This is a genomic window from Aquiflexum sp. TKW24L, from assembly GCF_023502205.1.
Lineage (GTDB): Bacteria > Bacteroidota > Bacteroidia > Cytophagales > Cyclobacteriaceae > Cognataquiflexum.
Map to the genome: position 1 here is coordinate 1 of NZ_JAMFLG010000047.1, position 13,318 is coordinate 13,318.

At 42.3% G+C, this 13,318-nt stretch carries 4 protein-coding genes; 3 read left to right on the forward strand and 1 reads right to left on the reverse strand.

The features are described from left to right. Positions 1 to 37: 37 nt before the first annotated feature. Complete coding sequence (locus M3O96_RS19865; RefSeq protein ID WP_249723696.1) at positions 38 to 1,198, forward strand: Gfo/Idh/MocA family protein; 1,161 nt, start codon at positions 38 to 40, stop codon at positions 1,196 to 1,198. 136 nt (positions 1,199 to 1,334) lie between these two features. On the opposite strand, the gene M3O96_RS19870 is transcribed toward M3O96_RS19865, so the two are convergent. Beyond that, a complete protein-coding gene (locus M3O96_RS19870; RefSeq protein WP_249723698.1) occupies positions 1,335 to 1,940 on the reverse strand; it encodes a DUF2911 domain-containing protein in 606 nt (201 codons plus the stop codon). A gap of 211 nt (positions 1,941 to 2,151) precedes the next feature. Here M3O96_RS19870 and M3O96_RS19875 point away from each other — a divergent pair, with 211 nt between their 5' ends. Next, the gene (locus M3O96_RS19875; protein ID WP_249723705.1) at positions 2,152 to 11,805 is read left to right on the forward strand and encodes a non-ribosomal peptide synthetase; all 9,654 of its coding nucleotides are present in this window, start codon (positions 2,152 to 2,154) and stop codon (positions 11,803 to 11,805) included. A gap of 104 nt (positions 11,806 to 11,909) precedes the next feature. Then, entirely contained in the window at positions 11,910 to 13,238 is a 1,329-nt protein-coding gene (locus tag M3O96_RS19880; protein ID WP_249723706.1) for a Gfo/Idh/MocA family protein, read from the forward strand. Positions 13,239 to 13,318 lie beyond the last annotated feature (80 nt).

Here is a 13,318-nt window from a genome sequence, read left to right on the forward strand (position 1 = left end):
TCAATTTTCAAATAGAATTTTAAAACCAGAATAACACATGAACAAAAAACATATAAGAATCGGACTAATAGGAACGGGCCTGATGGGAAGAATCCATACCAACGCCTATAAGCGAATCCCTGACTTTTTCCCAGAATTTCAATACCAACCTGTTCTTCAGGCTGTATGTGCAAGGAGAGAAGATAAGGTCAAAGCCTTTGCAGAACAGTGGGGCTATGCCTCCTACGAGACAGACTGGAGGGAAATCATTGCGAGAGCCGACATAGATGCGGTGGATATTTGTACGCCCAACGCTTTTCATGCAGAAATAGCCATAGCGGCGGCAGCGGCGGGAAAGATGATCCTTTGTGAAAAACCACTTTCCAAAACTTTGGAGGAAGGTGAAAAAATGGTCGAAGCCATAGAAAAAGCAGGTGTTCCCAATACTGTCTGGTACAATTACAGGAAAGTACCTGCCGTTACACTGGCCAAGCAAATCGTAGACTCGGGAAAACTGGGAAAAATATTTCATTACCGAGCCAATTTTCTTCAGGACTGGACGATCAATCCCGAACTGCCCCAAGGCGGAGATGGACTTTGGAGGTTGGATGTGGATGCTGCAGGTTCGGGGGTGACCGGAGACTTATTGGCACATTGCATCGATACTGCGATGTGGCTTAACGGCGGCATCAAGGATGTATCAGCCATGACCGAGACTTTTGTCAAAGAAAGGGTTCATCAGGGAAGCGGACAGGTTCAAAAAGTCGGCATTGATGATGCCTGCATTTTCCATTGCCACTTTGGAAATGGATCTCTAGGGCTTTTTGAAGCCACAAGGTATGCAAGAGGTCATAAGGCACTTTATACCTTCGAAATCAATGGGGAACACGCTTCGATCAGGTGGGATTTACACGACATGAACTGGCTGGAATATTTTGACCATAAGGATGATCCACATGTAAGGGGATGGAGAAAAATCCACATCACCGAAGGCGAGCAACCTTACATGAAAAGATGGTGGATTCCCGGAACGAGTATCGGATATGAGCATTCATTTATCCATCATGCTGCGGATTTTTTCCATAGCTTGGAAACCGGAAAACCTTGCTCACCGACTTTCAAAGACGCCTACGAAACCCAGAAAGTCTGTCAGGCTGTTCTTGATTCTGCAGCCTCAAAAAGTTGGAAAGATACCGGAGTAGAATGGACAGAGAAGTGAACCAAAAGAGCATAAAAAAACCTCCTTTATGGAGGTTTTTTATTTTTTTAGGCGATTGAATGGTTTACAGGACTTTGGAGTTCTACCGAACTCATGAATTGGCCTTTGGTTGTAAAAACCTAATGACGGATCTGGGTTAAAAAGATCCTTTGAAGCCTTCCATTTTTTGGTCAACTAGAGTGTCCACCATAAATGACAATCTCACTTTATCCCAAGCCATGGTCACTTTGGCAACTTTGTTATTTTCAGCAGAGATGGCATAAGAAAGTCTTTCCTGAGAATCCGCTGCCATTTCGGGAGTTACTTTGATGGCAACTGCATCGTCTTTTGCCATTGCTTCCTCGTCGATTTTACCATCTTTCATGTAGGTAAAAACGGAATTGGCTTTACCGTTGAGGTGAACAGTCCACTCGCCTGAGGCCATTGGTGTGATGAAAATGGAATATTTTCCTGCACGTAGGTTTTTACCCCCTACACTTACTCCTGTACTGAATTCAATGATGGTAGTTGCATTGGCACCTGCTCTCCAGGTTACCCCGTACTTTTCGATTTCTCCAAAAATCTTTCTTCCTTTTAAAGCAGGGGAAGAATAATCAATGCTGATTTTGGTAAACCCAACATTTTGAGATACAAAGGCCGCAGGGCTGGCGGCAGGAGATTGAAGTTGGGCATTAGACTGCACTGTAGCTGCCAAAAACAACATCAAGGTTAATGCAAAGAAATAGATTCTGGTGTTTTTCATAATTTTATCATTTGGATTTATTTAATTGGAATTGTGAAGATACAATAAGGTTTTTAAGTTAATTAACACATATCTCAAAATCAATTGATTTTAAATCAACAAAAATTTGGTTCACCAAATTTTTGTTGAAAAGGTTGTAAAATGAAAATTCAAGTGTTAGATTTTCTACACGTAATTATACTATTTTTTTAGTACCCAAAATAAAGAAATCATGCCATTAACAAAATCGCCAAATAACCAATCAGCGACCAATTCCTTTCAATTCATCACTGATTATTGGCTTAAAAAACTAGAAGGAGTTAAAGAATTACAATTACCAAAGGATCCTTCAAAATCTTTGGTCAAAGGATACGAAAATAACAGCCTTGATTTTTCGATAGACAAAGCTGACCTCGATAAGATTATAGTCGGATTTACCAAACCAAATTTAACACCACCTATTGTCCTGTTAGCTGCATTAAAGGTCTTACTTTATAGATACAGTAGTCAAAATGATTTTTGCATTGGCACCACCATACAGGATACAGGTCTTGACAATCCAGCCACGGAAAATAGGGGAAGCCCATATTTGGATTTCCTTCCTATCCGTACCAAAATAGATTGCAGCCTAAATTTTGTTGAGTTTGTTCAAAGCTTAGAAGTCGATTTAATTGAAGCCAATTCCAATAATCAAATCTCTGTTGATCAGATAATTTCTTTGTTAGGAAAAAAGAACGAAAAGGATTTGAGTCTACTTTTTCCTGTCATTTTCGATTATCAAAAGAATACTGAGATAGGAGGCCTTAACCAATCATCCAAAATAAACCTTGAAAATTTTAATTCAATTTTATTGTTTGGCTTTGTAGAAAATGAAGAAAAAATTGAGGGCCATATCACCTTTGACAAGGAGTTCTTTAGCTATGAAACCGTAAATAGGATGGTTTCCCATTTTGTGACACTTCTTGAATCCATTCATTCCCATCCCTCCCAAAACATTGATCTCTTAAACCTTATTCCCAAAGAGGAAGAATTCCAGCTTCTGAAATCTTTTAATGATACTCACTCACCTTTACCAAAAGGCAAAACAATCTTAAATTTATTTGAAAGCCAAGTCATCAAAACCCCAAATGCAATTGCAGTTGAATTTGAAGGCAAATTGCTTTCATACAAGGAACTGGATATCAAATCCAATCAGCTGGCCCATTATCTGACTAGAAACGGTCTTAAAATTGAAAGCCCTGTGCCGATCTGTATCGGCCGCTCTCTGGAAATGGTCATAGGGATTTTTGGGATCCTCAAATCAGGCGGATCCTATGTCCCCATCGATCCGGATTTCCCCAAGGACAGGATCGATTATATAATCGAAGATACCAAGGCGGGTTTTGTCGTTTGCTCTTCAGAAACTGTGCACAGTTTCAGCAATGAGATAAACCGGGTGATCATGGATCAAGAAATGGAGGCCATTTACAACCTGCCTGTTGAAAAAATCCCGGGTCCTCTATCACCCGAAAACCTTGCCTACATTATCTACACCTCAGGATCTACAGGAAAGCCAAAGGGCGCAATGGTCGACCATCAAAACCTTATTAACTTTTCGATCAGCTTAACAAAAATTGTTGAGTACAATTCTTTCTCGAGACAATTATCAGTTACTACTTTTATTTTTGATGCATTCTGCTTGGAACTTTTTGTACCCTTGATAAACGGAGGCTGTGTTTTTTTGGTGAAAAAAGAAATTGCAATGGACGGCTTCTCACTTTCCAAAAAACTGGCAGAAGTTCATCCTACCCACATGCAGGCTACACCTTCAGGATGGCAATTACTTCTCAGCTCGGGATGGAACAATCCTGAAGGAATTATTATGACCACAGGTGGAGAGGCACTCGGGGAAGAAACAAAAAATCTATTGGCCCAAACAGGAAAGCTTTGGAATCTTTATGGTCCTACTGAGACTACGATAACTTCGACCTTTAAAAAAATGGAAGTTGGTGAAAAGGTTGCCATCGGGAAACCCATCGACAATACCGCTGTCTACATCCTGTCCTCAGACGGAAGCCTAAACCCTATCGGGATCCCCGGTGAACTCTGCATCGGGGGAAAAGGGGTAGGACGGGGTTACCTCAACAGACCTGAACTTACCTCCCAAAAATTCCTTCCCAACCCATTCAGCAATGTCCCCGGTGGCAGGATGTACCGTACAGGTGACCTCGCCAAGTGGCTTCCCGACGGAAATATTGAATACCTAGGAAGGATGGACGACCAGGTTAAAATCCGGGGATACCGCATCGAGCTCGGCGAAATCGAATCCGTCCTGCTCCTACACCCCACCTTGAAGCAGGCCGTGGTTATGGCCAGAGAAAACGGACAGGGTGACAAAAGGCTCGTGGGATATGTCGTCTGCGACGGGGATTTCGACAAAGAATCCGTCAGTGCATTCCTCAGGTCAAAACTGCCTGAATACATGGTGCCTGCTTTTTGGTTACAGCTCGAAAAAATCCCCCTCTCGTTCAGTGGGAAAATCGACCGAAAAGCACTTCCCGATGTCGGTAACCAAGATATGGTGACTGCGAATTATACCGAGCCAAGGTCTGAACTTGAAAAAAAGCTTGCTACTCTCTGGCAGAGAATCCTCGGTTTGGACAGAGTAGGCGTTCATGATGATTTCTTTTCAATAGGTGGACATTCCCTTCTTGCAATGCGTACCGTTGCGGCAGTCAGAAAAGAATTGGGGGCAGATCTTTCGATCCGTGAACTGTTCTCAGCACCCACTGTTGCACAGCTTGCCCTGATAATCCATTCCCGAAGTGGGGAATTCTCCAGTGCCGTTCCGCATCCCGTGGAAAGGCCTGAAAACATTCCCCTATCCTATAACCAACAGAGTCTCTGGTTTATTCACCTGCTCGAAGGAAGTATACAGTACCATATTCCCTTGATCCTCAGCATCCAGGGAAAGCTCGATATCCCTGCCCTTGAAGAAGCGCTGAAAACCATTGTCAACCGCCACGAAGTCCTCAGGACCGTCATCACGGAGAAAGACGGCAACGATTACCAGACCGTACTCGGCAAAGATCTCTGGAAGCTGGACAGGATGGAGTTACCCGATCCCGAACTCCTTGACAATGAAATAACCGGATTGATTAGGATACCTTTCGACCTCACCCGGGACCACATGATGAGGGCCTGTATCATCACATTAGCCCCCAACGAGTATTGCCTTGTCATCACCCTCCACCATATAGCCTCCGACGGATGGTCTGTCAACATCCTGAGAAAAGAACTTTCCCAATGCTATCAGGCCATCACCAACGGAAAGACCATACCGCTGCCTCCACTACCCCTGCAGTATATAGACTATGCCATCTGGCAAAAAAACTTCCTTAACAGTGATTCATTCCAAAACAAGATCGACTACTGGAAAAACAAACTCAAAAACGTAGCCCCTCTTCAGCTTCCAACGGATTTTAGCAGGCCTGCTGAAATCAGCAGAGAGGGAGGAACAGTTCGGTTTTCAATCAGCAAAGAATTGATATCCGATCTCAATAGAATAGGATTACAATACAATGCGACACTGTTCATGACGCTTATTTCAGCATTCAAAGTGTTGATGTACCGGTACACCGGCCAGGAGGATATCTGTGTCGGAACACCTATTGCCGGTAGGGATTATCAGGAGTTTGAGAATATGATGGGTTTTTTTGTAAATAGTATTCCTTTACGCATTGGGGTTGATGGTAAAATGAGATTCGATGACTTGCTGAAACAAGTTCAATCAAATACTGTGGATGCATTCGATAACCGCGAAATTCCATTTGAGCAAATGGTGGAATCGCTTGAAATCAAGAGGGATCTAAGCAGGAATCCGGTATTTCAGGTATTTTTTGCCCTTCAAAATGTGCTTGAATATCATAGATCTTCAGAAGAACTATCTTGGTCGGAAGATATTCAAGATAAATTCACTTCAAGGTTTGACTTGAGCTTTGACCTTACTGAGGCAAATGGAAAGGTCGAAGGAGTAATAGAATATAGCAAAGCACTTTTCAGGCGAGAGACAGTGGAAAGGATGGCTGGCCATTTCGCTAAACTTTTGGAATCTATCAGAGAAAATCCAACCAATACCATAGGGAAATTTGAGTTATTATCAGGTTTTGAAAAATCCTATATTCTTAAAGACCTCAATGATACTGACTCACCTCTACCAAAAGGAAAAACAATATTAGATCTATTTTCAAGCCAAGTCATCAAAACCCCAAATGCAGTTGCAGTTGAGTTTGAAGGCAAACACCTTTCTTATCGGGATCTGGATGTTCAATCCAATCAGCTGGCCCATTATCTGACTAGAACCGGCCTCCAGCCTGAAAACCCTGTTCCGATCTGTATCGACCGCTCTCTGGAGATGGTCATTGGGATTTTTGGAATCCTTAAATCGAGTGCAGCCTATGTCCCCATCGATCCTGCCTTACCCAAAGATAGGATTGATTATATGGTTGAAGATACCAAGGCGAATTTTGTCATATGCTCTTCAAAAACTGAACACATTTTCGATGGTGAGATAAGCCGTGTTATCATAGACAAAGAAATGGAGTCAATCCTAAGGATGCCTTCTGAAGCAATCCTAAATTCACCATTACCCTATAACCTTGCCTACATCATCTACACCTCAGGTTCTACAGGAAGACCAAAAGGTGTTATGATAGAACACCGGAATGTGGTAAACTTCTTGACAAGTATGTCGAAAAACGTAGAATTCGACGCTTCCTCAGGTTTACTCTCAGTCACTACCTATAGTTTTGACATCTTTTATCTTGAGCTTTTTCTTCCCCTTATCAACGGTGGAAAGGTCTTTTTGGTAAGCAGGGAAATTGCCATGGACGGCTTCAGCCTATCCAAAAAACTGGCAGAAGTCCGTCCTACCCATATGCAGGCTACTCCTTCGGCTTGGCAGATGCTTCTTAATTCAGGCTGGAAAAATCCTCAAAATATCAAAATGCTCGTCGGTGGAGAAGCCCTCGGTGAGGAATTGAAAAATACGCTCGTGGGATTAGGCACCCTTTGGAACATGTATGGTCCAACCGAAACAACCATCTGGTCAACCTTTAAAAAAATGGAGGTCGGCCAAAAGGTTGCCATCGGGAAACCCATCGACAATACCGCTGTCTACATCCTGTCCTCAGACGGAAGCCTAAACCCTGTCGGTATCCCCGGTGAACTCTGCATTGGGGGAAAAGGGGTCGGGCGTGGTTACCTCAACAGGCCTGAACTTACCTCCCAAAAATTCCTTCCCGACCCATTCAGCAATGTCCCCGGTGACAGGATGTACCGTACAGGTGATCTGGCCAGGTGGCTTCCCGACGGAAACATCGAATACCTTGGCAGGATGGACGACCAGGTAAAGATCAGGGGATACCGCATCGAGCTCGGTGAAATCGAATCCGTCCTGCTACTCCACCCCGCTGTGAAGCAGGCCGTGGTTATGGCCAGAGAAAACGGACAGGGTGACAAAAGGCTCGTGGGGTATGTGGTCTGCGACGGGAATTTCGACAAAGAATCCGTCAGTGCATTCCTCAGGTCAAAACTGCCTGAATACATGGTGCCTGCTTTTTGGTTACAGCTCGAAAAAATCCCCCTCTCGTTCAGTGGGAAAATCGACCGAAAAGCACTTCCCGATGTCGGTAACCAAGATATGGTGACTGCGAATTATACCGAGCCAAGGTCTGAACTTGAAAAAAAGCTTGCTACTCTCTGGCAGAGAATCCTCGGTTTGGACAGAGTAGGCGTTCATGATGATTTCTTTTCAATAGGTGGACATTCCCTTCTTGCAATGCGTACCGTTGCGGCAGTCAGAAAAGAATTGGGGGCAGATCTTTCGATCCGTGAACTGTTCTCAGCACCCACTGTTGCACAGCTTGCCCTGATAATCCATTCCCGAAGTGGGGAATTCTCCAGTGCCGTTCCGCATCCCGTGGAAAGGCCTGAAAACATTCCCCTATCCTATAACCAACAGAGTCTCTGGTTTATTCACCTGCTCGAAGGAAGTATACAGTACCATATTCCCTTGATCCTCAGCATCCAGGGAAAGCTCGATATCCCTGCCCTTGAAGAAGCGCTGAAAACCATTGTCAACCGCCACGAAGTCCTCAGGACCGTCATCACGGAGAAAGACGGCAACGATTACCAGACCGTACTCGGCAAAGATCTCTGGAAGCTGGACAGGATGGAGTTACCCGATCCCGAACTCCTTGACAATGAAATAACCGGATTGATTAGGATACCTTTCGACCTCACCCGGGACCACATGATGAGGGCCTGTATCATCACATTAGCCCCCAACGAGTATTGCCTTGTCATCACCCTCCACCATATAGCCTCCGACGGATGGTCTGTCAACATCCTGAGAAAAGAACTTTCCCAATGCTATCAAGCCATCACCAACGGAAAGACCATACCGCTGCCTCCACTACCCCTGCAGTATATAGACTATGCCATCTGGCAAAAAAACTTCCTTAACAGTGATTCATTCCAAAACAAGATCGACTACTGGAAAAACAAACTCAAAAACGTAGCCCCTCTTCAGCTTCCAACGGATTTTAGCAGGCCTTCCATGCAAAGCAAGAGAGGCAACAATTTCCGCTTTAAAATAGAAGGTGTTTTGGTATCCCAATTGAAAGAGTTAGGAAAAAATCACCAGTCCACCCTTTTCATGACTTTGCTTGCTGCATTTAATACCCTACTTTATCGGTATAGCGGCCAGGAGGATATCTGTGTCGGAACACCTATTGCCGGTAGGGAAAGTCATGAAATAGAAGATTTAACAGGACTTTTTGTCAACAGCTTAGCACTAAGAGCCATTATAGGGGGAAACATGGTCTTTTCTAATGTCCTCAAAGATATCCGCAGTACCACCCTTGAGGCTTTTGAAAACCAAAAAGTCCCGTTTGAAATGGTCGTAGAAGCGCTTGGGCAAGAACGAGATTTAAGCCGAAATCCTTTGTTCCAGGTTTTATTTGTTTTACAGAATGTTTCACAAAACGAGGTTTACGTGGAAGATGCCGTAGTTTCAGAAGAGACTTATGAGCATTTTACCTCAAAGTTTGACATGACTTTTGAACTTACGGAGACTGACACTGGAATAGAAGGGATTGCAGAATACAACACAGACCTTTACAAACATGAAACGATAGCGCACTTTGTAGGTCATTATACTCATTTGTTAAAATCAATCCTGGAAAACCCAAATGAGGAAGTTGGGAATTTAAAAATGCTTTCTACCACAGAAGAAAAAGAATTGATTGAATCTTTTAATTCCAATGTTCAAGCTCTTCCCCATCAAAGAACAATTCTGGATATGTTTAGGGAGCAAGTGGAAAAATCACCTGAAGCCCTTGCGGTAGAATTTGAGGGCAAGCAACTCACATATTGCGAATTAAATAAGAAGTCCAACCAGGTTGCCAACTTTCTTCTTAAGAAAAATCTCCAACCTGAAAGCTTGGTTCCGATTTGCCTTGATCGTTCCCTTGAAATGATCATCGGCATTTTGGGAATATTAAAAGCTGGCGGTGCATACGTGCCGGTTGACCCAACCTATCCGGATGAAAGAATTGAGTATGTCTTTTCTGATACCCTTGCAAATTTTGCAATTACAACATCTGACTTAAAAAACAGGATACAAAGTCTGGGGGAATTAATCATCCTAGATGAAGATTGGCCTGTAATTGAAAAGATGTCGCAAGAATTAATTCCATTAGACATTCGACAAAATCATTTGGCCTATATCATATACACTTCCGGTTCCACCGGAAAACCGAAAGGGGTAATGATAGAACACAGGAGTTTGTCTGCTTCCACTTTAGCGAGAAAATCCTACTACAACGATTTGGGGTCAGTTTTGCTGATTCCTTCATTTGCTTTTGATTCATCCGTAGCTGTAATCTTTGGCGCCTTGACCACCGGCGGAAAGTTGATTTTATGCAAAAGTGAGTTAATCAAAGATCCCTACCATATAAAAGAACTCCTTCAGGAAACAGAGGCTATCCTTTGTGTGCCTTCCTATTATCGTTTTTTGTTGGAAGAGGATTTGCTTGCTTCTTCAAAACTGAAGAATGTGATAGTAGCAGGGGAAAACCTAGATGGGTCTTTGGTGAAGCTTCATTTTGAAAAATCCGGAAAAGCTGCTCTTTACAATGAATACGGCCCTACAGAATGCACAGTTTGGGCTTCAGTCGCTGATATTCAATCACCTCACGAGAAAGTCACCATTGGGAAACCGATTGATTATTCAAAAATTTACATCATCAATAAAGACAATCAACTGAATCCGGTAAATGTCACCGGAGAGCTTTGTATTGCAGGCGAAACCTTAAGCAGAGGCTATCTCAACCAACCTGAACTCACCTCAGAAAAATTTGTCCAAAATCCTTTCAGTTTAATCCAAGATGCCAAAATGTACCGTACAGGTGATCTGGCCCGGTGGCTGCCCGATGGCAATATTGAATATTTGGGAAGGATCGATGATCAGGTCAAAATAAGGGGTTACCGAATAGAATTGGGAGAAATTGAATCCACCATCAATACCTTGGACGGGGTAAAAGAATCAGCTGTGATTTTGAGGGAGGATGTGCCTGGACAAAAACAATTGGTTGGATATGTGGTAGGTGAAGAACCTCTAAATTCATTAATTGATGAGGATTTTGTTTACGAGATAAGAAAAGGACTGCAGCAAAAATTACCAAACTACATGGTGCCTAGTAAGATTGTTTTGATGGAGCATCTTCCTCTGACTGCCAATAATAAAATAGATAAAAAAAATCTACCCCAACCCGTCGAGATCATAGATCAAAATAAAAGACCACTGACCAATCTTGAAAAGAAAATATCAAAAGTTTGGTGCAGTGCCTTAAAAAAAGAAGATATTGATATTGAATCTGATTTTTTTGAAATGGGGGGGCATTCACTTCTTGCCGTCAAAGTGATTACTGCTTTGGAAAAAGAAATTGGTTCAAAACTCGCCATTAACCAACTTTTCAAGCATCCGAATATAAGGGAACTGGCGAAAGCAATAGAAAACAGCAGCCAAAATCATGCAAGCTGGAATTCCCTTGTGGCAATCAAACCAACTGGCACCAAACCCCCTTTGTATATTGTCCATGGTGTGGGATCGACAGTTTCAATTTATTATAGTCTGGCAAAATATATAGAAGACGACCAGCCCATTTATGGATTTCAGCCAAAAGGTTTGGATGGGATTGAGGTTCCTAATAAGTCCCTTGAAGAAATGGCTTCTTATTACATTTCCCTAATGATCGATCAGAATCCACACGGACCATACAATATATCCGGTTATTCCTTTGGTGGATATGTGGCTTACGAAATGGCAAAGCAGCTTCTTTCAATGGGAAAACAAGTCGGAAAGCTCATTTTGTTTGATACATCTGCTTACGACTCTGAAGAGAAACTTTCGCTTTTTGAGAAAATCCAACTTCGATCAAAAATTATTCTCAATGAGATCAACTTTGTTTTGCATGAACCACAGGGTTATTTGGAAAAGAAAACAAGGTCATTTAAAAGAAAAAGAGATAAAGTGCTCGTAAAGCTGAAGTTGAAACCTGATTCAAAATTTTTGGACGATTCGCGAAGCGTCCTTAATAGAGTAGCAAAAAATAATGCCGATATATTAATGAGATATAGGTTGGTTCCATACAATGGATCACTTCATTTATTTCGCGCAAAAACCCAAGGGTTTTATGTCAAAGAACCAATATATTACGGTTGGGTTCCTTTTGTTGAAAAAGTCCATGTTGTCCATGTATCCGGACACCATGACAACATCTTTCACAAAACCGAGATTTTAAAAGAAATGGCTGAAAAAATCCAAAAGGTCCTTGATGAATAATCGGATCCATAATTCTGAGTAAAAACCATCGATTTGAACAGAAAAATAAATCCAACTCAGAATAATAAATCTCTTCCTTTTTTAGAATCCTAAAATAACAACCCATGAAACCGACGAGAAGAAAATTTATTGAGAAAACGCTTACCACCACTGTTGGCTTTGGCTTATTCAACATGATCCCATCAAATGTTTGGGCAAAAACGGTGAGACCAAGCGACCAAGTCAATGTGGCTCTGATTGGTTGCAATGGCCATGGATTCAGTATTTTGAGGCACCATCTGAATTTGCCGGGAGTGAATTGTGTAGCGATTTGTGATGTAGATGAAAATGTACTTTCTAAGAGGATCAAAGAAGTCAAAGAAACTTTTGGACAGGACCCAAAACCATTCAAAGATTTCAGGGAAGTTTTGGAACAAAAAGATATAGATGCAATCATTATTGGCACTCCTGACCATTGGCATTGTCTCATCATGGTAGCTGCATGTGAAGCAGGAAAAGATGTCTATGTCGAAAAACCTTTAGCTAATTCAATCGGTGAAAGCAAGATCATGGTCGATGCGGCTGCTTATTACAAGCGTGTAGTTCAAGTTGGTCAACAGCAAAGGAGTGGCTATTCCTTTAGCGAGCCTATCCGAATGATTAAAAACGGAGAGATTGGAAAAATCAGAAAAGTAAATATTTGGTCCAATTTCAATTATGGAACAGGTGCCGTTCCGGCCAATGATAGCCTTGCCCCCTCAGGAGTGGATTACGATTTTTGGCTTGGCCCAGCGCCAAAGCGCCCTTTTAATCCTAACCGCTTCCATGGAAGTTGGAGGCATTTTTGGGATTATGGCGGAGGCTTAATGACTGATTGGGGCGTACACCTATTGGACATGGGCATTTGGGCCATGCAAAATCCCAAAGCCCCCACAAGAGTAATTACCTCTGCCACCAATACCTCCAACGATGTCAGAAGCAGGGAAACTTTTGATACTATGTCCGTCATCTATACCAATGAAGAATTTACAATTAACTGGGATATGACTGCAGGGATACAGCAAGGTCCATATGAGAAACCCTATGGTATCGCATTTATAGGTGAAAAAGCAACAATTGTGGCTGACAGAAAATCCTTCGAGGTATATCCTGAATGGGACAATGACAAAAAGGAGGCAAAGGCTGAAGCTATCCATTTTACAGAAGGAAGTGAATCCCATAACCTGCATGTCAAAAATTTCATCGATTGCATAAAATCCAGGGAGACTCCTATTTGTCCACCCGAAACAGGCAGAATTGCTGCATTGTATGCCCATATACCAAATATCTCAGGAAGGACAAATGAACCTGTTTTGGATTGGGATGATAAAAAGCAAATCTTCACAAACAGTAAAAAAGCCAATGGATTGATTACCCCAGCATACAGAACTCCCTGGGAATTGCCGAAATTTTAAAATAAAAATCAAGAGTCAGGATTTTGGAAACTACTCATTATGAAATTTAATGTTGAAATTGACTGTAAGCAGATCAAACC

What these genes read in the sequence shown, in the direction of transcription:
- M3O96_RS19865 (WP_249723696.1), top strand. Translation starts at nt 38, where the DNA reads ATGAACAAAAAACATATAAGAATCGGACTAATAGGAACGGGCCTGATG.
- M3O96_RS19875 (WP_249723705.1), top strand. Translation starts at nt 2,152, where the DNA reads ATGCCATTAACAAAATCGCCAAATAACCAATCAGCGACCAATTCCTTT.
- M3O96_RS19880 (WP_249723706.1), top strand. Translation starts at nt 11,910, where the DNA reads ATGAAACCGACGAGAAGAAAATTTATTGAGAAAACGCTTACCACCACT.
- M3O96_RS19870 (WP_249723698.1), bottom strand. Translation starts at nt 1,940, where the DNA reads ATGAAAAACACCAGAATCTATTTCTTTGCATTAACCTTGATGTTGTTT.